Origin of the sequence: Salipaludibacillus daqingensis, assembly GCF_029891575.1 — a bacterium.
GTDB classification, from domain to species: Bacteria; Bacillota; Bacilli; order Bacillales; family Salisediminibacteriaceae; genus Salipaludibacillus; species Salipaludibacillus daqingensis.
Genome location: NZ_JARZHF010000002.1, coordinates 446907 through 469155 on the forward strand (window position 1 = coordinate 446907; position 22249 = coordinate 469155).

A 22249-nucleotide genomic window follows, 5' to 3' on the forward strand; every position below is an offset into this window, starting at 1 on the left:
TTAGTCATAGTTTCATTCTCATTATCGTGCTTCGTCTTATCGACTGTAGCGTTTCCATTATGCAAAACAGCTACGTTATCCCTAACTATGTCTCATATATAGATAGGGATAAATAACAAACTGTACATGTATACCATAGATCAAATAACCTTTCTTCACACGGTCATCAGCAAGGGGGGGATATTTCATGAAAAAAATTTGGCTAGGTTGTTTATTTATTCTAGTAAGTTTCTACTTAACATTAATTAGTTTAATGAATTTGTTTCCTATGTGGATTGCTTTTCCTTTATTACTGCTATCCATTATCGCTACTATTCAAGGATATACTAATCGACATCGTTTTAGAGGTTTTTAGACCGAATGCTTTCTAAAATAGAGAGCTCTTTTATAATTTTATTTTAAGAAGTTGAGGCAAGATTTTAGGAGCTTGACGCTTCGTTTTCTTATGTCTTCACAAGCCTTGTTAAAAGCTGAATAAAACAAGAAAAGCCTCTCTTCACATTGATAGAGGCTTTTCTTTCGGTTATTTTTCAAAAAGTAAATTCTCGATTTCATCTAACGTGCTTTCAAATACTGACAATGCTTCTTTTATTGGATCAGCTGATGTCATGTCTACACCTGCTTTTTTCAATACTTCTATCGGTAAATCTGAGTTACCTGCTTTCAAGAAATTCACAAATCGTTCGACAGCAGGTTCCCCTTCTTTTAATATCTGTTGAGATAATGCGGTCGCAGCAGAGTAACCTGTTGCATATTGATATACATAGAAATTCATATAAAAATGAGGTATTCTCGCCCATTCTAATGCAATTTCATCATCAATAACAATGTTTTCTCCAAAATATTTTTGATTAAGTTTATAATACGTATCACTTAATGTATCTGGGGTTAAGGGTTCTCCGTTTGCGGCCATTTCATGGATTAATTTCTCAAATTCCGCAAACATCGTTTGGCGGAATACTGTTCCGCGGAAACCTTCAAGAAAATTGTTTAACAAATATAAGCGACGCTGTTTGTCCGTCTCTTTTTTCAAAAGTTTATCATTCAGTAGTGCTTCGTTTGTTGTTGATGCCACTTCTGCAACGAAAATCGAATAGTTTGCATATGGGAATGGCTGATATTTTCTAGTGTAATAGCTGTGCACGGAATGGCCAAACTCATGTGCAAGTGTAAACAAATTGTTAACATTATTTTGCCAATTCATTAATACGTATGGTTTTGTCCCATATGTTCCAGATGAATAAGCACCACTTCTCTTACCAACATTTTCTTCCACATCGACCCAACGGTTTTCTAACCCTTCTTTAACAATCGACGTATATTCTTCTCCTAAAGCATCTAATCCATCAACCATCATATCTTTTGCTTCTTCATAGGAAACTTCCATATCGACATCTTTTACGATCGGTGTATACAAGTCATACATGTGTAACTCATCCACATCTAGCGCGCGCTTTCGAATATCGACATAACGGTGAAGCAAGTGTAAATGATCATTTACTGTTGATACGAGTTGATCATATACAACTTCAGGAATATTATTGTTACTTAGTGCAGCCTGTCTAGCTGAATCATAGTTACGTACGTTTGCCTTAAAAATATTTTTTTTCACATTCCCACTTAACGTACTAGCAAATGTATTTTTGTATTTTCCGTATGTTTCGTAAACTGCCTTGAAAGCATCCTCTCTCACCCGTCGGTCATCACTTTCTAAGAAACGAATCAGTCTACCGTGTGTCAATTCCACTTCATTTCCCTTTTCATCTTTAATCGGTGGAAATTTCATATCTGCATTATTTAACATGCCAAACGTCGTTGACGGTGCATCGGTCACTTCTCCTGCCTGTGCAAGAATAGACTCTTCTTTTTCACTTAAAACGTGAGGACGTTTCTTATTTAGTTTATCTAACGCATGTTTGTATAGTTTTAACTCTGAAGTTTCTTCTAAAAATTTCGCTAGCTTTTCTTCAGGAATCGCTAACAATTCAGGTGTCATGAATGACGAAGCTTGAGATACTTGCGATAAAAGTTGGCTTGCTCGATCATTAAGTCCTTGATAAAAAGAATTCGTTGTGTCTTGATCATAGCGCATATGAGCGTATGCATATAATTTCCCTAGCTTTTTGGACACTTCATCTTGGTATTGTAATGCTTCATATAATTGCTTACCCGATGTCCCTAATGTTCCTTGAAATTCTGTTATCTTTGGAAGCATCGCTTTAATTTCCTTGAATTGTTCTTCCCATTCTTGGTCAGTCGCAAAAATATCTTCAAGATCCCATGTTTTTTCTTTTGGTACTTCATCTCTTTTCGGTAATTTTGTTTCTGCTGCCATATAATGGCACCTCCTATTCATTCTAGTTACTATTTATCCAATGTAATCGCTAACAAAGCTTTTTTATAAGACTCTGTTAAATGCCAGTAATGTTGAAATCAATTTTCAACATCCTACGAAACAGAACTTTTATAAAATCGCCATTAAATATAATTTTAGCAGAAATAGTCAGACGATGTTAATGTTACAACTTATTTATTTTTAGTATCGAAATATTTTTCTATTTCATGTATAACATAAGTATCATCATCAATTAACGTCTGTAGTGACTTTCTTACGGTAACATGATGAATGATTTCATATACTCCAGGAAAAATTTTCTGCAGCACTTTAAAAAAACATAGGAAATCTAAATATTCGACTAACAATTCCCTTATCAGTTTTTTATAATGAATCGTCGATGGTCTTAACGTAAATTGAAAAGATTGACGGATATGATTGAACCGTTCAGTTAATGAAGTTACGTGCAAATGTGAATGCAAGGGGGTATTATTAATCACCTCCATTACAATCCATGATTGCCATAATTGTGGTGGGGTATCCAAAAAAAATTGTGTTGCTTGAGGAAAATTACAAACTGCCGGAAAGTAATTGAGGTTAAGCTGATGTTTTTGAAAAATGAAGAGCATCTTTCTTTCAGATGGAGTGAAGGAAAAAAACACCTTAATTCTTTTCTTTAACGTTTGCGATTTCCACTGTTTAAATAGTACTTCATTTCTTTTTTTTCTATCTGAAATTTGCATAGTGTATTTTAACGGATTAATCATTAATTCTTCTGGTGATGTATCAAATGGTAGTTGTGTAACCCAGTGGAGCGTTTTTCTAGGCTGTAAATAGTAAAAGTCAGAACATACAAGCCACTTTTTGTAAGTAAGATTAAAATAAATAGAATGTGGAACTGGTTCCATACTAATTAAAAAGGAGTCTAGTTGGGTAAATGTTGTTAACGTAAGGGGGATTGGAGGTATTGTCGGTTGAAGGCCAATCCATATAGGATAATAACCTGCTTCTAAATATGTAAAGTGTCTCTTGTAAAACTGTTCAGAATTAATATGAGAGCGTTGAAGCTCAATCACTAAATGTTTCTGGTTTATTTTCACACATACATCTGGTCTTCGTTTTAATTCAGGTAAGTAACATTCTAATAAAGGCTTAAATTGATATGACCTTAACCAATTGTAAATCATATGTTTTGCTTGAAAATGATCTACTGATTCATTTGATTTTACCGATAAACATCTTGAAGAAGGATGATGGGCGAAATGCCAAGATTGGCGTTCACCCAGTTTCAAAATCACTTCTTCCGAACATTCTGGGCAGTAAAATTTAAAATTAGTTCGCATGTTTTCTAATTGTTCTCGACACCACGTAAAATTGGATAAAATAATCGTTTGACCGTCACACCGGTCAGCTCGGTACATAGAGATCACCTCTGCTTTTTGATTATTATACCAATAACCGAACGTACGTTCAATAATTTTCATTGTAATAACTTTCAACCATTGAATATCTATAACATTGGTGATAAAAGCCTCGACGTTGATTCCACAACTTTTTGTATAAATGGCCTTTGTTTAAACATTTCGTATCGGATAATCGTTGAATGTTCCATATCATAAATATAATCACTAACTAAAGTTTCCACACTTCTGGTTTGATAAAGAAAAGCATTTACTTCAAAATTCAAATGAAAGCTTCTCATATCCATATTTGCCGTTCCAATCGAGGCAATTTCGTGATCCACAATAATCAATTTACTATGCATAAAACCACGATGATACTCATAAATTTTTACCCCTGCTTCTAAAAGCTCTGGGAAATAAGATCTTGAAGCATAGAAAACAATTCGTTTATCCGGCCTACTTGGAACTAGAAGTCTTACATCTATTCCACTTAATGCAGCAACTCTAAGTGCACTTAATATATCTTCATCAGGAATAAAATAAGGGGAGGCAATCCATATCGACTTTCTTGCAGTTGTGATCATCGTAAAAAACAACTTTTTCAATACTTCCCACCTTGTATCCGGACCACTTGCAATCATCTGGATACCACCATCTTGAGGTTTTGTTGGTAAAGCTGGAGATAAATAATCCTGCTTTAATGCAGATTCACCGGTTGTGTAATACCAGTCCCTTAAAAAAATCAATTGTAAACTGCGAACAACTTCTCCTTTTACGAGAAGGTGGGTGTCACGCCAAGGACCAAAATATTTATTTTTCCCTAAATACTCATCACCAATATTTAATCCACCGATAAACCCATAATGTGTATCAACAATGATAATTTTACGATGATTTCGATAATTCATCTTATGTGTTACTATCGGAAATCGAACAGGTGCAAAAGGAACCGCCTCAATTCCAGCTTCAAGTAAATCATTTATATAGGTTTTGTTCAACTTCCAACAACCAACAGCATCATAGAGGAATCGCACTTCCACTCCATTTTGAGCTCGTTCAATGAGAATCTCTTTTATCTCTTGCCCGATTTCGTCATCTCGAACAATATAGTATTCCATATGTATATGGTCCTTCGCTCGCTTTAACGCTTCTTTTATGTTTGTGAATGTTTCTTTTCCATCAGTTAATATTTTTGTTTCTGACTGAAATGAAATTGGATTGTTGGCCAATTTATGTGCAAGTCTGAATAACTTTTTCCGGTCCGGTTGCATTTCATTTAATTTTGATTCATCAATTACTTTATTCCCTTCAATTTGATGTAACGCTTGTTCATCTAAAATAGCTTTTTCACTAAAGGATTTACGTTTTCGATGATTTTGACCAAACAACAAATAAAAGAAAAAACCAACAACAGGAAGAGTTCCAAGTACAATAAGCCATGTTAACGTTCTTGCTGGATGTCTATTTTCCAAGAAAATGACAATAGCAACAAAAAATGCAGACAAAGAAAAGATGATGCTGAAAGTGGCTACAACCCAACTCTCCCAATAATCACTTGTGAGGAATAAAAATCCACTAACTACTGTTAAAAATAAAATGATCTGTAATCTTTTTAACATGAAAGATTCTCCTAACATGAATGCAATATAATAATTTCTTATAAATGATAATAGTACGATGATATTATAGATAACAGAAAGAAAAACCGATCATTTGACCGGTTTTTAAATACATCAATCATCTAAAAAAAGAAAACATCATGATAAACATTTCCTATGTTAACTCTTTAAAGACGAAATTGTTCTCGTAATACAGACAAAGCGTCTTTTTCTAGAATCACTTTTCCATATTCAACCATTCTATGAATGGTCACATCTGATTCATAACCAAATTCAAGCATACGGCTTAATAAATTATCTTGCTGCTCATCTGTATATGATTCATCAAGTGTTACAAACAAGAAGTATGAATCTTGAAAGTGATACAAGCTGTTATTAATCGGTTCTTGGAAACTATGACTTAAAGCAATTAGTTCTTCGAAGTCACGGAACCCTATCACAACACTTAAGGAATGGTCTTTCACCAATTCATTATCTTTGTCTTGGACAAATTGTTGATCAAGCATATCGACAATCGATTGATCCACAGGTGTGTCTTCTTTGTCGTCGCCTACAGGGATCTCCAGCTTTACGCTTCCATCATTAATTTGTCCTCTTGTAACAATCACTTCTAACCCTTTATCCAGCGCGTGCACTTGCACCCACAAAGGACCGTTCATTTCAAACGTGTCTTCATCATTCACTTCATTCATCATTTCAAAAAACAACTCTTCACCGCGTTCACGATTATACCAGATTTCTTCTTTATCAAATCCTCTTCGCTCAATATCATGGTAAGTGATATAAAATTTAATCGTTGTCTCATTTATTCTTTCTATTTCCATGTGCTCTCACCCTTTCGAGAGATAAAATCAGTTTCACTTAATTATTAACCTAGTCGATATTCGGAAATGTTATTATTTCTATTCCCTAAATTATAAATTACCAATCATTTTAAACTTACTCCTATTCTAAGGGATTCCATAGTGAATTGAAATATATATGCTTGAATTTCTTTAAGAAAATAATCCCTGATTTATTTATTACCCTATTATGTTCTGAATTGGAATGCAATTGTATATATTGTACAAGACTGTTTGTCCTTTGTAAAAGAAAACGGAAAGCATCTAAAAATCACAATAAACACCTATAAGAGCAAAGCTAAACTTTTATTTAACGATAAATCTTTTCCTAAAAAGAATTTGCTCTTATTGAATTAAAACCCTGATATCAATGTTTAGAGAGGTGACATAATATGGATAGTGAAATAATTTGGACACTTTTAACCATTATTGGTATAGATATTATATTAGGTGGAGATAATGCAATCGTTGTAGCATTAGCTTGTAAAAATTTACCGAAAGAATTACGAAATAAAGCAATCGTGCTAGGTATTATATTAGCGGTTGTAGCAAGAGCCAGTTTAACTCTCGTTGCGGTACAATTATTAAGTATCCCCTTTTTAATGCCTATAGGTGGAATATTTCTTATATGGATTGCTTTTCGTTTAATAAAGTCTAATGAAGATCATTCATCTTTTCCAGAAAACTCAAAAGTAAGGGATGCTATTAAAACGATTGTTATTGCAGATATTGTTATGGGGTTTGATAATGTGATTGCTGTTGCAGGAGCCGCTGAAGGGAATGCTGTATTAGTGCTTGTAGGACTGATTATTTCTGTTCCAATCATCATTTGGGGAAGTAAGATCATCTTATTTTTCATGACAAAATATCCACTCATCATATATTTTGGCGCTGCGATTTTACTTTATACTGCCGGTAAGATGATATTACATGAAGAAACGATTATATCCATTATCCAAATGAGTTTCTTCCCATTGAATTTTTTCATCCCATTGCTAATCATTGGAAGCTTATTACTTTTTTGGGTTAGCGATAAGATTAAAGGCGTTAACTGGTTATTTTTTCAAACTTCAAATAGAAAGAAATAAAACCTTCCGTCATTGAAATACGGAAGGTTTTGATTTATTCATTAACTAGACGTTTTGTAGCTTCTTGTAATTGAAATGTACGAACTTTCCTTGGAAGGAATCGGCGAATTTCAGCTTCATTGTAACCAACTTGAATTCGCTTCTCATCAAGAATGATCGGTCTTCTCAACAAACCAGGATGATCACTAATTAATTGAAAAAGTTGTTGAAGAGGCATTGCGTCTAATTCAACATCCAATTCTTGAAACACTTTAGATCGTGTTGAAATAATTTCATCAGTACCGTCCTCTGTCATTCGAATAACTTGTTTCACTTCCTCAACTGACAATGGATCTGAGAAAAGGTTTCTTTCAACGAATTCAATATTATGTTCCTCTAACCAAGCTTTAGCTTTACGACATGATGTGCAACTAGGGGATGTAAATAATGTTACCATGTAAATTTCTCCCTTCAATTAAAAATGTTAGTCGTTCCATCTATATATCATTCATTAAAGACATTTTCTATTTACAATTATTATTATACTATAAATAATTTAAAATGAAAAGCCTTTATTACAAAAACATTGTACAATTATTAGACACTCTGTATAAGTATAGGTGCCCACATAGAGTTTACTTCCCGATTTAAAGATAATTAAACCTAAATTATAAATCATTTTCACCTATCTGCAATATATGTTAAGGATACTATTATGTATTTAAATCTACCGTTACAAAGTTTAGATAAACAATTCAATTACTTACATTATCTTGATTGGTAATGCAATAAGAAAACGCATTCCTTTTATTTAGTTTCTATAAGTTAACCATATCACATTTTCAATTAAATATATATATTATCAATTAGATTTTTGTACTTCATACAACTTTATTTGTCTTTGAATAAAACTAGGTGTAGTTCTCTTCCGTTTTTGCTATCATTTATCAAAATTTTTTTCCTTTTATAAAAGAAGTTTGTTTAGAATAAATGATTAGATAATAATGAAAAACCAGTCCTTGAAAACAAGAACTGGCCTTTAATTCCGTCAAGCACTCCATCTACATTGAGACACTGGCTGTTTTTTGGGGATCTTATTCACTTCTTCATCCCATTTCCGTTTCAGTAAATCTTTCCAAAGAACTTTCTTTCTTGCCCTCTTTTTAGCCCTGCTCCCCATGCAAAACACGCTCCTTCCTTAAAGTGTTTTGATTAAGATACAGATGATTATCATCAGCCTAACAGTGTGCTAGACGGAACGACAAAATTAAGATGTTGGTTCTTTTTTAGTTTCTTCATCATAGCTTAACACTTCTTCTACAGATTCATACGCTTCTCCATATAATTCTTTATCTTTATACGTATGAATCGTTTCATACGTTTGACACATCTTGTTATAAATACTCTCTTCTGATTCATCTATTGGAGACCAATAAAGGATTTCCATTTCATTGATTTCACCTGTATTCAGCGATTTTCTTGAATAACCTATAGACTTCGCATGTTTGAATCCTTCTCTACTATAAAAACGTTGTCTTTTTTCGCTATCTGTATCTTCGTAGTCAATTGGTTCCACTTCTAAAATAATTGGCTTGCCGTTTGCTTTTAATTTATTAAGCAATTTCTTACCTAGCCCTTGTCCTCTAGCATCTTTGGAAACAAATAAATAATCGATAAATGTGAAGTCATCCATTTCAACATACATAAGAACGTGTAAAGGACTTTCATCTTTTTTATAAATTTTCTTCTTTTCTTTTAAAAGAAGTTCAATATGCTCTTTTGATTTCATTTCCTCAATCGGAAAATATTGATTTAATTTCTCGTACCAATTCATTTATTTGACCTCCATTATTGTATCTCTACTCTTATTATATGCTTTTTTAACGATTTCATAAAGGGGATTGTCGCTTAATATAGGTAGTTCTATCCTCCTTAGTTATAAAGAACCTAACTATATCGTATATAATGCTACAATTCCTCTATCATTCGACTTTATACAAGTAAATAAGATTAGAGGTAACATTGACGAAGCTTACTATTCCTCCATTTCACTGTCTCTTTTACGGGGGAAATACAACTAAGAGGTCATCATACACTTCATCAAATGCTTTCTTGAAACACCACCTCAACCAACGCCATCATAAACGCTCCATTTCCTCCAAAAAAACACCGCATAATAACCTCATGCAGTGTTTTTTTAACCTATATCCTATTCATCACCTAACTCTAGATCAAGCATATAATCTACGCCTTCAGAGTATCTATTTCCGGCATTCCATAATAGAAATTCATGAATATCATTGTCATATAATGCTTGGATCTGTGCTTCCACTTCATCTTTACCATAATTTAAGTAATTTCCAGAACCTAGGTAAGAAGCTGTGAAATCTTGAAGCCAAGGTCTTGAAACTGGTGGGTCATCTAATGCTCCTAACACTTCATTTTCAACTTGCGAATATTCATCGACCAATTCATATGGATAAAGGTCTGGCTTATCTAATCCAAAATAAGGCGTCCAATGACTTGGGTAAATCATCGAAGAAATGACATCTACATTTTCAGAAATACTAGAGAAATTTTGACCAATACCCGGCGCTTCAGAAATCGTTGCCGCATATCCAAAAATATCAACAGAAACATCCACGTCATAAGGTTCCAATTTTTCCCTAGCATATTTAACAAATTCTGTTACAGCGGTCACTCGTCTTTGCACATTTTCTTCAGGATTATCCGTGAAGTCTCCACCATCATAATCTAAAATGTCATCTCTATTTTCAAATCCTTCAGGGAAACGAACATAATCAAATTGTATTTCTTGAAATCCCATCTCCGCAGCTTTGATAGCAATATCAACATTATATTCCCATACTTCTTCCATAAATGGGTTTACAAACGCTTCGCCTCTTCTATTTTTCCAAACTTCTCCATTTTCTTTAAAAGACAACTCTGGCTGACTTTCAGCTAATACTGTATCTTTAAAAACAACGATTCGTGCGATTGGATAAATTTCATGTTCTTCCAATGTAGACATCATCTCTTCTGGATCACCAATCATACGTTGAGAAATGTCATAATACGGGTCGTCTTCTTCAGGTCTATACGTTAAGTACCCATCATCATCTTTAATATCGATAACCATCGCATTCAAAGCTGTTGAGTCCAACAAATCTAATAAATCATTAAATCTTGATCCTCCAGCTGAATGACCTGTGACGAAAACACCTCTCACAGCATCAGGATAGTTAAACGTGTAACCTGAATCAAAAGTGTAGCGAGCTACTCTCTCTGGCCATCCTCTTTCTTCCAAAACTGTTTGTTTCTCTGTGTGTAAAGTGACGGATTTTGTCTCTTCCTCAGCCTGAACAAAAGATGGTGCAAACCATACCATTGTCGCAAACATCATTGAACTCATTAAATAATACCTTTTTTTCCCCATTTACGTTCCCTGCCTTTACCAAATGTAGTTAATTTATATAAGATGTCAAAATAGCAAAACCTAAAAATATGGTTCCATGTTATGTAAATAATTAGTATTAATCTGCATCTATTAATTTTTTTGCTATTAAATTTCTTTACTTGATAAATTATACATTGAAAATCATACTTTACCAATGGATATTTTAGAGCATTCTTAAAAAATTATTCCTAAAGTCGCTTCATTGTAGAGGTCGAAACCTGTTTCAAACTTTTGAAAAGAGGAAAAATACCTATATTACGTGTGAATGGATCGATAAACAAAGAGTACCCTCTCAGAGTAGAATGAAAATACGTTTTTACTCCATTCTCAAATAGTCGGAAATAGTTTTAAACCACTTAGTTTTCCTTTTGACATTAAAGGTATCAAAAGCTATAATATTGAACAATATATTTTTTTAAGCATAGGAGTAGATGCATGATGAAACGAGTAACATTAATGGAAATATTTGAACATCATATCGCTCAAAAATATGTAAGACGCGCAGGTTTAGCCCATGCTATCTCAGCTGCTTATCACGCTTATAAATTCTCTCTAGAATATGGGGTCAATCCCGATTTAGCTACAAAAGCAGCGTTTTTACATGACATAGGTCATTATACATGGTATCGGAATGGACAGTGGGATTATAATTTATACAAAGAAAATGATATCCACGCCATTAAAGGAGCTGAAAGAGCTCATAAACTACTTATCCGCTTGGACGAAAACCCTGTTGCCGCAAAAGAAATTGCTCTAGCTATCTTGCTTCACACTGATTCATATTTGCCTGAACAAGGGATTCAATTAGAACCGCTCCAAAAAGTAGTGGCTCTCGCTGATACGGTAGATGAAGAACCTGGTGGTGCACACCACTACAGAAAAATTTCTGACGAAAAAGCAAAAAAAATGATTCAAAAACTAGATGATAAAATAATGGAGCATTTGAATAAAGAAAAAATCAAAAATCAAGCAACGATGAATTAATTCTCTTAGTTTTTGTTGCTATTTCTATTTAATCATGCTACATTTTATTTAATTAAGCAAAAACAGAATTTGTAAATAAAAAGGGGAGTAGCGACCTTTTGGTTTATGAGCCGTCATGACAGCACTAGTAAAATAAGTGCTCGGTTCATAAAACTTTGGAATCCAAAGTACGCAAGACCTTTTTATGAAACAACCTCAGGTGTAACTGAGGCTTTTTCATAAAAAGGTCTGTTTTTTTGTGGAAAATACAAAGGAGCCCTGTATATGATTTATTTTATGTTTATTTTAGCCGCTGCTTTTACCGTAATAGCCGCCATAAGACTTTCTACTTATGCGGATATTATATCAGAAAGAACTTCCCTTGGAGGGATGATGGTTGGTACGATTCTCCTTGCTGGAGCAACTTCTCTTCCAGAAGTAACGACAAGCCTAACTGCCATTGCTGTGAATAACCCCGATATCGCCGTAAGTAATGTTTTAGGAAGTAATTTATTTAATTTATTTATTCTTGCGGGGTTAGATCTTTATTATCGAAAACATAAATTATTTGCAAAAGTAGGAACAAGTCATTTATCAACGGGGTTTATGAGCTTTGCATTAACCGGGATAATCTTTGTTGCTATGGTATTCCCTACTGGGTATCATTTTATGAATATTGGTTTAGAGATGTACTTTCTTGTTTTATTTTATTTCATTGGAATGAAATGGCTCATCATGAATCAAAAAGATGAGGTGTTCAGCGAAGTCGCTCCAACAAGCGAATCCACCTACCATACAGGTGCCATTTCATTAAGAAGAGCTAAAATAAGTTTTGGAATATCTGCCTTCGTTATCTTTATCTCAGGTTCTTTATTAACAATATATGGTGATGCCATCGCGGTGTCTTCTGGATTAAGTTCTAGTTTTATTGGTACATTTTTGATTGCAGGTGCTACCTCTTTACCTGAAGCTGTCACCGTTATTGTTGCCATACAATTAGCTAATTATCACTTAGCCGTAGGAAATATTTTAGGAAGTAATTTGTTTAATATTTTAATTCTAGTATTATCTGATCTATTTTTTAGAAGTGGACCAATTTTATCCTTTGTTCACCCGATTACAACCTTATCAGTTGTAGCTGTATTATTATTAAATATCCTAGTTATTGTTGGTATGATTCTCTCTCAATCGGGTCGATTTAATGGCAAACTTTATTCCGTTCCATCAATTATTGTTCTCAGCTTTTATCTTCTACTGAGTTTTATTATATTTGTACTAAGTTAAAGAGTTGTTAATGATCTTATTTATCTTCTTTCTCCTCATTAAAGATAATTTAATTATTTTCTTTAATGAGGTGTATATATTTATCAGCAGGAACCAACCCGTCCATTCGCTTTACCATTTCTCCTTTTTCATTTACATAAAAACTTGTTGGTATTCCTAATACTCGAAATTGTTTTTGTGCATCTCCTTTGATATCTAATGCAATAAATATGTCAGTTGAATCAATTTTTTCTATATACTCTTCCACAGCAGATACCGCGCTCTCTTCTTCTGTCAAATTTATTGCTACAACTTGAACATCCATATTCGAGAACTCTTCAGATGCAAACTGTAATTCTCCCCATTGTTGTTCACAAACATGACACCAAGATGTGAAAAAGAATAAAATCGTTTTTTTTCCTTGAAAACGGTCCATCTTTATTCTCTCTCCATCAACTGTTGCTAAAGAGATATCATTTAAAATGTAAGATTGCTCAACTTCTTTCTCAGACATCGCCCTCTCAACGACAACCCACTCATGGCTCGAATTCAAATAAAAAAAACCAGCAACACACAGAATCAGTAATAATGCCGACCATTTCACTTGTTGCATAAAATTAAATCCCCCCTCTATCACAACGTATGTGACAAAGGAGGGACAAAGTACAAGTTTTACGTTAGCCTTTTAATTTAGATGTGAATTTATCAACAGCTAATGCAATCGCACCATCCCCAGTAACGTTTGCTGCAGTACCAAAGCTATCTTGCGCCATATAAAGAGCAATCATCAAACCAACAGCCGCTTCACTAAAACCAAGCATAGATGTCAAAATACCGATCGCTGCCATAATCGCTCCTCCAGGAACTCCAGGTGCTGCGATCATGATTACGCCTAACATAGCAATCACTGGTAGCATCGTAAAGAAATTTGGTACTGTATATCCGTCAAGAACGGACATGACAGCAACAGAACAACTTACAATCGTGATAACACTTCCTGACAAATGAATAGTTGCACTAAGTGGCACACTGAAGTTTGCCACTTCTTCTCTTACTCCATTTTGTTTCGCTTGTTTTAATGTAACTGGAATTGTTGCCGCACTGCTCATTGTCCCTAAAGCTGTAAAATAAGCAGGCAACATTGTTTTTAATAATGTCATTGGATTCCTTCCAACAAGGCTTCCAGCAACCACATACTGAACGGACAACCAAACCCAATGAGTTACAATGGCAACGACAAGCACAATACCAAACACTTGCAATGTATCAAACACAGTCCCTTCTGCTGCTAATTCTGCGAATATCCCTGCAATGTAAAAAGGAAGCAATGGAATGATAATTTTGGTTATTACTAATTCTACAATTGACTTCCCTTCATCAAACACTCGAATTAAAAATTCACTTTGAAGTTTGGCCATCCCAATCCCAAATAAAAATGCAAAAACGAGAGCTGTAATTACTCCCATTAACGGTTCAATTTCAAATGAAAAGTAGCCTTGTAATCCTGCCCCTTCTTCTGGAACTGCTCCATCTGAAGCAATCATTGGCATAACTATTGTTGCAACAAAAAATGCCACTATACCTGCCAATAGTGTTGAAAGGTAAGCAGTACCTACCGTCATCCCAACTAATTTACCAGATTCATTTCCTAGTTTTGATACTCCTGAAGCGATAAAGAATAAAATAATGAGCGGAATCATAAATCCAATAAACTGACCAAAGACATCTTTAAATGTTAGAAGAGCTCTGATCATCCATTCAAATCCAACTAAGCCTAAAATCACACCTAACAAAATACCTGTAACTAATTTTAAAATAAGTTTCATATGATTTCTCTCTCCTTCACAGACCGTCCTCGACAAATGGACATTTGTTTTTTCAAGCAAGTACACTTTATATTGCCTTTTTTATGATGATATATCAAGCCGATAGAAAAAAGTCGCAATTTTAAATTTATTTGCTGTTTGCTTTTTAGATGAAGGCATCGTATAATAACTTTTAGTAAAAAAAAACAAGCAATGATAAAGAAGAGTACTTTTCCAGAAACATGCTCAGAGAGTCTGCGTTAGCTGTAAGCAGATCATGTGGAGAAAAGGAATGGCCTTTTGAGCTAATATGCTGAATGAATAGTAGGCATATTCGTATTCTCGAACGTTACCTCGAGACCCCTTGCAAGATCATATTTAAGCGAGGAGAACAAGTGATTTTCAATTTTTTTGAAAATAATCAGGGTGGTACCACGGTCCATTCGTCCCTATATTTAGGGGATGAATGGATTTTTTTATACTTCAGAAATATGTCAAAGAAAGCGATCACCGAAGAGATTAATTTCATACTTAGGCTAAACTATCTCTATAAACGAAAGGATGATTTGAACGTGAAAACAATTTTTTCAGGAATTCAACCTAGTGGGGTTCTAACCCTTGGAAACTATTTAGGAGCAATGAAGAATTTTGTCGAAGTCCAAGAAGATCATGAATGCTATTTTTGTGTCGTCGATCAGCACGCTATTACAGTACCACAAGATCGATTGGAGTTAAGAAAAAATATTAAAAGCCTAGCTGCTCTTTATGTTGCTTCAGGTATTGATCCAAAAAAATCGACGATATTTATCCAATCAGAAGTTCCAGCCCACGCGCAGTTAGGTTGGATGATGCAGTGTGTCAGCTATATTGGAGAATTAGAGCGTATGACACAATTTAAAGACAAGTCAGATGGTAAAGAAGCTGTCTCATCAGCGTTACTTACCTATCCACCATTAATGGCTGCAGATATTTTATTGTACAAAACAGATATTGTTCCAGTTGGTGAAGACCAAAAACAACATTTAGAATTAACAAGAAATTTAGCGGAACGGTTTAATAAAAAATACAACGACATTTTCACAATACCAGAAGTAAAAATCGCAAAAGTTGGCGCGCGTATCATGTCATTGACAGAGCCTACGAAAAAAATGAGTAAATCTAATCCTAACCCTAAAAGCTATGTATCCATGTTAGACGATGAAAAACAAATAATAAAGAAGATTAAAAGTGCTGTCACTGATTCGGATAACAAAGTAACGTTTGATATTGAAAATAAACCTGGGGTATCCAATCTTTTAACCATTTACTCTTTGTGCTCAGGTACTTCTATTCCCGATTTAGAGGAACGATATAAAGATAGTGGCTATGGTCCATTCAAAGCAGATGTAGCTGATGCCGTTGTTCAAACATTGAAGCCTATTCAAGAGAGATATGATCAACTACTTGAATCTGGGGAGTTAGATGACATCCTTGATGAAGGGGCTGAAAAAGCCAATGCAACGTCTTTCAAAATGTTAAAAAAGGCTGAAAAAGCGATGGGACTTGGCAGAAAACGAAACTAGGCCGTTCATGAATGAACTAATTTCTTAGTATTTAATGGGAACAATAAACATAGAAGACTATTCATTTAGCAACAAACAAAAAGGAACAGGTACTCTGTTCCTTTTTGTTTGTTAAACATTTTTATTTATTTGTTTTGTTCATTTCTTCTTCATGTTGTAATTCCCAAGTCTTTTCGAAGAAAGGTTGTCCTTTAATCATTTCAAAACAATATGCTTCATGACGCTGTGTCCAACCATGTTTAATATCATTAAACAACCCAGTCCATGCTTCATCAAACGACATTTGTTGAATTGCATGATACAAATGAGGAGCCCATTCCGTGTACCAGTATCTTAACTCTGATAGTTCCGCATCTTCATAGAGCTGATCTAAAGCCATAAATAGTAGTTGCTTCAACTGTTTCTCTCGTCTGACGAGTCCTTGCATGAACTGAGGACTGGGTGAGAGCATATGATACTGTTTCTCACAATCTAAATAATCCATATAATAATCAGATGTGGATTGATTTTCAACTAATTCACGTAGTTTTTCTTCTTGACGAGGAACCATTCTACTCTTTCTAATAGGCGTATGGTACCCTATTGTATCAACCACTAAGGCACGTGTGCCATCAGTAGCAATAAAACAATATTCCAAAGCTAAACGCTCATTTTTCTGTCTAACAAAACTCTGTCTACTAACATCGGCTAATAATTCTTCAGGAAGTTCTAGCAACGTATTTTCAATGTAGTCTAATAAGTTCGTTTTCATTTTCACGACAACTACTTGATCTAGAAGCTCAATTCGATCACTTTTTTTCCATTCAAAAAATTCACAAACATTGTAACTATTTTCTTCCCCTTCAAACCAATTCACCCAAATATCTCTCATGTGAAGCATGGACATACCTCCTGACTCAATCTTTGTCATCAGTATGCGCTAATTACATCCATATTATTCCACGTAAGATTATTTTTTGATATTCTTTTTCCTTTGATTTCGATTCATAGATGGATAAACAATTACCCAAATCAAAATCATTCCCACAATAAACATATATGTTTCCACACGTTGAACGATAAATAGAGAATATTCTTGGAGAGAGTAGCCAACTGTCAACAAATTCAAATATGCTACTAAACTAATTCCTCCTACTGTGGCCATAATAAAACCAATACAAAGCAAAAATAGTCTCATGGGCGCTTCCCCTCCCTCCAGAATACTCTCTCATTTATTACAAAACCATATACTATTGTATGAACTTAAAGAGAGCTTAAGACATGATTACTAGAAAAACATGTCTGACTATTCCTGTAGTAAACACCTTCATATTAAATCATAAACTTTCATGGAGATTTTTAGCTATCCATCGTTAAAAAATGATGTGCTGGAATGTTTAAAATCATTTCAGAATCTACATTTAAACTTTGTTTTAAATACTTATTCACCAAGTGATAACCAATTTGATATCCCATCATCGGTGGTATACCATCGATGTTTCCATACAAAAAAGGATAGTGAGATACTCTACCAGTCAAATGAATCCTGTGTTGATATAAACGGAACCACCAATCTTTGATTTCATCTTCGCTATACACCGTCGTCCACGGTGCAAGGTAGTCTTTCCCAAGACGATTTCCAACTTCCCACTCTGCCAAACCTTCCATAACCATCGATTCAAGCAATGAAATCGTCCGTTCATTTACTTTCTGATGGTATAACCTTGCAATATGATGATATTCATGAAGAAGAAGAGCTTTTTGTTCCATTAACGGCAAATTTTCTATCCAAAACAACAACATATACGCTGAAAAGGAGCAGCCATTTTTTCCACCAAGATCCTCCATTATTTTTTGATGCTCACTATTTAATGGAAACAAAAAAAGATCGATATCAGGTCCACAAAATACTCTTTTAAGCTTCAATAGAAAATCAGTAAGTTCTTCTAATTTCAACCGACGTCGCCAACTCATCCAATCTTTTTTTGTATGTTTAGAAATGGGAATCATTCCTTGATCAACAAGAAAAGATAACCACTGAGCATCTGTTTTAGTTAAGTCTTTATTAAATAAAGGTTCAAATAATTTGGAAACAGACCGTTCAAAATAATGATGTTTAATTACCCATACAGATGAATCATAAACTTTCATTCTTTATCCCAACCTTCATGCATATTTCAAAATGATTTATCTCACATATTTATTGACTATGTTATGATATGTGTAAAAGTAGAAATTCGCTTCATGAAAGGTGGGAATGATCTTTGACTAAACGCCTTTTTAATTACAAAAATTATGATCCATTTTTCAAACAGTTATCAAAAGAAAATCAATCACAGCTTCTTTTACACGGGGAAGAAATTACTGCCCCAGCCGGTAAAATGCTTTTTTATGAAGGAGAAAATGTCAAATATATCTATTTGATAAAACATGGGCAAGTTCGTCTTAGTAAAAAGACAATGGATGAGAAGAAGTTTGTGCTTCATATCAAACGTGAAGATGATATTGTTGGAGAATTTAGTTTATTTAATGATATGAAAGCAAGTATGACTGCTGAAGTATTATCAGGTGCAACCTTGATCCGGTTTAACTGCGAAATTTTAGAAGGGTTATTTTCACAAAACGGGGAAATTGCTACTGCCTTTATTAAATTATTTGCCCGTAATACGCAATCAACACAGGCTAAATTTTCTGATTTATTATTGTACGGAAAAACGGGAGCATTTTATTCCATTCTTATTCGTTTTGCTCATTCCTATGGTATTGAACATTCGGAAGGCATTATGATCGATATGAAACTGACAAACCAAGAAATAGCTAATTTCATTGGTACGAGTAGAGAAACTGTTAATCGAATGTTTAATGATCTTAAGAAGGATGGTGTCACAGACTTGATTGACGGTTATATCATCATTAAAAAAATTGAGGAACTTAAAAAGCACCTTCACTGTGAAAAGTGCCCATTAGAAATATGTACCATCTCTTAATTTACCTGTTTATACGAGATGATTTTTATTGGCATAAATAGCCGCTTGCGTTCGATCTTCTATCTCTAACTTGGCTAATATATGGCTTACATGCGTTTTTACTGTTTTAATGCCGATGAACAGTTCTTCAGAGATTTCTTTATTTGTTTTTCCTTTTCCTATAAGGCAGAGAACTTCATGTTCCCTATTAGTTAATTCATCGTGTTTTGGTTTATTGTGCATATGCCGGAACATTTTTTGCGTCACTTGACCTTGGAAAGTCGGTTCACCATTTGCTGCTTTGCGGATCGCTTGTGCAATCTCATCTGCTGAAGACGTTTTCAATAAATAACTAAATGCACCTGCTTCCAACACTGGAAATAACATTTCATCATCGATATAACTCGTTAATACAATAATTTTCACATTTGTTTTAGCTAATACTTTTGTCGCTTCAATACCATTCATCTTCTCCATTAATAAATCCATCAAAATGACATCTGGAAACGTCTTTCCTGCCTTATCAATTGCTTCTGCGCCATCACACGCTTCTCCAACGACTTCCATATCTTCTTCAACACTTAAGTATGTTACTAAACCCATCCGAACCATGTCATGATCATCAACTACTAGAACTTTAATCGGTCGATTCATTCAAATCACTCTTTTCCTTAGAAATATCATTCGTTAATGGAATCCGAAATTCTAACTTGGTTCCTTTTCCTGGAAAGGATACAATCGTAAAGTGTCCCCCTAACTCTGTCATTCTTTCTTTCATCGTAGAAAGTCCATAATTCCCTGTCTTATTTTGTTCTATTTGCATCGAGTCAAATCCATCTCCATCATCTTCCAAAATGATGAGTAATCGCTCTCCTCTTAGAGAAGCATGAAGGCCGATCATTTGAGGATTAGCATGACGAAGAGCATTAGAAATCCCTTCTTGAAGGACGCGAAAGAGCTGTTCTTCCGTTCCTTTTTCGATGGGTGGAACAACGTGGAGATCACATTCAAAGCGAAGGTTCGGATGCTTTAATTTCAACTCTTCCATAAAACTTTCCATCGCATGTTTAAAAGCTTTTCCTTCTAACGTAACGGGACGCAAATGCATAATGAGTGCTCTTAACTCTTGCTGTGCATGATGCACCATTTTCTCAATTTGATTAAATAATTGCTCAGCTTTTTTTGGATTTTGATGAAATACTTTATGAACTGCACCTAACGACATGGAAACAGCAAACAGTTCTTGACTAACAGCATCATGAAGGTCTCTTGCCAACTTTCTCCGTTCTTCAAGGCTTGCTCCTTTTTCCGCTTCTTCTATTAAAGTAGCGTTCTCATTTAAAACACGTCTCATTGAAACGATTTGTTGTTCTAAATCATCAGTCAATTCGTTTACTTCTTCGGCTAACTTTTTGAATTCATCTTGCCTTTGCACCGATATTTTTTTATTTAAAGATCCTCGTTGAAATTGTTTTAGCTGATAAATAAATTGCGCGATTGTTTTTTTTATTGATAATCCATAGGCATAAGCATACATCCAACCTGTAATGAGAAATACAACCATGAAAAAGAGAGTCAACACTGCGAAGATAAGTGGATCCTCCGCAACTTTAACCACGTTGTAGAAGAGGGATTCAGGCTGATTCTCCCAAGATAAAATCGTACTTTGGAGGATCAGCACAATTAAAAAACAAATCGCCCCTGCGGTAACAACCGCCTTGAATTGAAGTCTTAAAAGCTCCCAAAGAATTCCTTGTAAACTTGATCGCTTTTTTGTTTCCATAGACGTTGGTTTTCGTTCCTTAGTCAACGGTCAAGACCTCCACATCACCAATGCTTAAATCGACATCGAGAAGTAACTTCCTTTCTGCTTGATGAAACCCAGGACTTGTATATGCTGCACTCCGCCCTGTTCCTGCATGGCTATCATTAAATAATGTTACTTCCCCTGCTTTTACATGCACATTCGCTTGCACTGCCATTTCTTTCGGAACGTAAATTTCAACGGAACCGATCCAACTAGAAACATCTAAAATATTGTCGCCTTCCTTTAAAATGGCTTTTGTTAAATCTATTTCAATGCTACCAATCCCCATACTTATATCCATACCATCAGGTTCCCAAGCCTGTTTCCCTAATGAAATATCTCCGATAAACGTCCGATGATTTTGACTTTTTTTCCTCTCATTCTTATGAGCCCTTTCATCTGATCCTATTGAGTGAAATGAATAAGACGATTCACTGCCTCTTTTTTTAACTTTTTTCTTACGTTTCACTTTTTCTACTTCTTCCGGACCCAAATTTATTACCACATTACCATCTCGATCAAATAAGACTTTGAATCCGATATAAACGATAATGAGAGGCCATGTCCAATTCCACAAATCACCTATTCCATATTGAAACCATTCTGCATTATTCCCTAGTAGCACTATCCCAACAGTGGATATGAATGCTCCCCACAAGATTTTTCCAATATGCCATCGATCTCTTTTTAATCCATGAAAAAAGTAGACTAACCCTTCGAATAAAACCTTTAAACCAATCAATATAATAATAGCGGGCCAAAAAGTGGAGAAATAGTTCGTTACTTCCAAATCAATTAGGCCCGTATTCGTTAATAAAAAAACGATACCAACACTTAATATAAGAATACCAATAAAATTTTTCATATTACTTCACCTCATTTTAGTAGGAAAACCTCTCCAACAGAAATATCTCCCTCTTTTATTGTATCCTTTCCATTACGATTCGCCAATTGTTAACTTCGTTGTTGACGAGTAATTTTCTTAAGTTTATTATTGCTTCTATAATATAGTTTTGTCTAACCGCTTTATAGAAGTAACTTTGTTGATCTTAATATCAGTTTACGTTATCTATGTTTGAGTGAAAAGGACCGCAAGACCGTTTCAATCTAAGACTTGAGGCGGAGAAAGATCTTAATTGAGCTATTTCTCGAATCAATATCAATGTTAACTAGTGAGTTGG

General features: G+C 34.5%; 21 protein-coding genes and 1 other annotated feature. Of the genes, 6 read left to right on the forward strand and 15 right to left on the reverse strand.

What is annotated here, in order from left to right; genetic code table 11:
- The first annotated feature begins 187 nt into the window (after nt 1–187).
- Nucleotides 188–355, forward strand: a complete 168-nt coding sequence (locus tag QDN89_RS06340) for a hypothetical protein (RefSeq protein WP_280769252.1) — start codon at nt 188–190, stop codon at nt 353–355.
- Nucleotides 356–523: 168 nt separating this feature from the next.
- Here the strand turns inward: QDN89_RS06340 and pepF are convergent, their stop codons facing one another.
- The 4 genes from pepF to mecA form a co-directional block, all read right to left on the reverse strand.
- Nucleotides 524–2335, reverse strand: a complete 1812-nt coding sequence (pepF, locus tag QDN89_RS06345; protein ID WP_280769253.1) for an oligoendopeptidase F — start codon at nt 2333–2335, stop codon at nt 524–526.
- 191 nt (nt 2336–2526) lie between these two features.
- Complete coding sequence (locus QDN89_RS06350; RefSeq protein ID WP_280769254.1) at nt 2527–3819, reverse strand: competence protein CoiA; 1293 nt, start codon at nt 3817–3819, stop codon at nt 2527–2529.
- A 26-nt stretch (nt 3820–3845) separates the two neighbouring features.
- Complete coding sequence (gene cls, locus QDN89_RS06355) at nt 3846–5357, reverse strand: cardiolipin synthase (RefSeq protein WP_280769255.1); 1512 nt, start codon at nt 5355–5357, stop codon at nt 3846–3848.
- A gap of 167 nt (nt 5358–5524) precedes the next feature.
- Nucleotides 5525–6181 (reverse strand): adaptor protein MecA, encoded by a 657-nt coding sequence (gene mecA / locus QDN89_RS06360; RefSeq protein WP_280769256.1) that lies wholly within the window; start codon nt 6179–6181, stop codon nt 5525–5527.
- 410 nt (nt 6182–6591) lie between these two features.
- Between mecA and QDN89_RS06365 the strand changes: the two genes are divergently transcribed.
- Complete coding sequence (locus QDN89_RS06365) at nt 6592–7287, forward strand: TerC family protein (RefSeq protein WP_280769257.1); 696 nt, start codon at nt 6592–6594, stop codon at nt 7285–7287.
- Nucleotides 7288–7321: 34 nt separating this feature from the next.
- Here QDN89_RS06365 and spxA read toward each other — a convergent pair whose 3' ends face one another.
- The 3 genes from spxA to QDN89_RS06380 all read right to left on the reverse strand — a co-directional run bounded on the left by spxA (nt 7322) and on the right by QDN89_RS06380 (nt 10702).
- Nucleotides 7322–7723, reverse strand: a complete 402-nt coding sequence (gene spxA, locus QDN89_RS06370) for a transcriptional regulator SpxA (protein ID WP_280769258.1) — start codon at nt 7721–7723, stop codon at nt 7322–7324.
- An 810-nt stretch (nt 7724–8533) separates the two neighbouring features.
- Nucleotides 8534–9100 (reverse strand): GNAT family N-acetyltransferase, encoded by a 567-nt coding sequence (locus tag QDN89_RS06375; protein WP_280769259.1) that lies wholly within the window; start codon nt 9098–9100, stop codon nt 8534–8536.
- Between the two features lie 375 nt (nt 9101–9475).
- Nucleotides 9476–10702, reverse strand: a complete 1227-nt coding sequence (locus QDN89_RS06380) for a putative glycoside hydrolase (protein ID WP_280769260.1) — start codon at nt 10700–10702, stop codon at nt 9476–9478.
- A gap of 459 nt (nt 10703–11161) precedes the next feature.
- Here QDN89_RS06380 and QDN89_RS06385 point away from each other — a divergent pair, with 459 nt between their 5' ends.
- Complete coding sequence (locus tag QDN89_RS06385) at nt 11162–11707, forward strand: HD domain-containing protein (protein ID WP_280769375.1); 546 nt, start codon at nt 11162–11164, stop codon at nt 11705–11707.
- A 264-nt stretch (nt 11708–11971) separates the two neighbouring features.
- A complete protein-coding gene (locus QDN89_RS06390; protein WP_280769261.1) occupies nt 11972–12970 on the forward strand; it encodes a sodium:calcium antiporter in 999 nt (332 codons plus the stop codon).
- 49 nt (nt 12971–13019) lie between these two features.
- Here QDN89_RS06390 and QDN89_RS06395 read toward each other — a convergent pair whose 3' ends face one another.
- Nucleotides 13020–13562, reverse strand: coding sequence for a peroxiredoxin family protein (locus tag QDN89_RS06395; RefSeq protein WP_280769262.1), 543 nt, complete (start codon nt 13560–13562; stop codon nt 13020–13022).
- Nucleotides 13563–13626: 64 nt separating this feature from the next.
- Nucleotides 13627–14775 (reverse strand): dicarboxylate/amino acid:cation symporter, encoded by a 1149-nt coding sequence (locus QDN89_RS06400; RefSeq protein WP_280769263.1) that lies wholly within the window; start codon nt 14773–14775, stop codon nt 13627–13629.
- A 183-nt stretch (nt 14776–14958) separates the two neighbouring features.
- Nucleotides 14959–15208 (forward strand) — a binding site (T-box leader).
- 118 nt (nt 15209–15326) lie between these two features.
- Here QDN89_RS06400 and trpS point away from each other — a divergent pair.
- Nucleotides 15327–16316 carry a tryptophan--tRNA ligase gene (gene trpS / locus QDN89_RS06405; RefSeq protein ID WP_280769264.1) on the forward strand — a complete coding sequence of 330 codons (990 nt, stop codon included), beginning with the start codon at nt 15327–15329 and terminating at the stop codon, nt 16314–16316.
- A 121-nt stretch (nt 16317–16437) separates the two neighbouring features.
- Here trpS and QDN89_RS06410 read toward each other — a convergent pair whose 3' ends face one another.
- The 3 genes from QDN89_RS06410 to QDN89_RS06420 all read right to left on the reverse strand — a co-directional run bounded on the left by QDN89_RS06410 (nt 16438) and on the right by QDN89_RS06420 (nt 18446).
- Nucleotides 16438–17196: a DUF3603 family protein gene (locus QDN89_RS06410; protein ID WP_280769265.1), complete on the reverse strand. Its 759-nt coding sequence runs from the start codon at nt 17194–17196 to the stop codon at nt 16438–16440.
- 69 nt (nt 17197–17265) lie between these two features.
- Nucleotides 17266–17493, reverse strand: a complete 228-nt coding sequence (locus QDN89_RS06415; RefSeq protein WP_280769266.1) for a YuzI family membrane protein — start codon at nt 17491–17493, stop codon at nt 17266–17268.
- A 161-nt stretch (nt 17494–17654) separates the two neighbouring features.
- Nucleotides 17655–18446, reverse strand: a complete 792-nt coding sequence (locus tag QDN89_RS06420) for a DUF2268 domain-containing putative Zn-dependent protease (protein WP_280769267.1) — start codon at nt 18444–18446, stop codon at nt 17655–17657.
- 113 nt (nt 18447–18559) lie between these two features.
- Here QDN89_RS06420 and QDN89_RS06425 point away from each other — a divergent pair, with 113 nt between their 5' ends.
- Nucleotides 18560–19282 carry a Crp/Fnr family transcriptional regulator gene (locus tag QDN89_RS06425; RefSeq protein WP_280769268.1) on the forward strand — a complete coding sequence of 241 codons (723 nt, stop codon included), beginning with the start codon at nt 18560–18562 and terminating at the stop codon, nt 19280–19282.
- Between the two features lie 9 nt (nt 19283–19291).
- On the opposite strand, the gene QDN89_RS06430 is transcribed toward QDN89_RS06425, so the two are convergent.
- From QDN89_RS06430 to liaF, 3 genes are read right to left on the reverse strand one after another with little or no spacing between them, the layout of a single operon-like run.
- Entirely contained in the window at nt 19292–19915 is a 624-nt protein-coding gene (locus QDN89_RS06430; RefSeq protein ID WP_280769269.1) for a response regulator transcription factor, read from the reverse strand.
- Nucleotides 19899–21071, reverse strand: coding sequence for a sensor histidine kinase (locus QDN89_RS06435; protein WP_280769270.1), 1173 nt, complete (start codon nt 21069–21071; stop codon nt 19899–19901). The genes QDN89_RS06430 and QDN89_RS06435 overlap by 17 nt, the downstream gene beginning before the upstream one ends.
- Nucleotides 21064–21933: a cell wall-active antibiotics response protein LiaF gene (liaF, locus tag QDN89_RS06440; protein WP_280769271.1), complete on the reverse strand. Its 870-nt coding sequence runs from the start codon at nt 21931–21933 to the stop codon at nt 21064–21066. Before liaF ends, QDN89_RS06435 begins: the two co-directional genes overlap by 8 nt.
- Nucleotides 21934–22249: the final 316 nt, after the last annotated feature.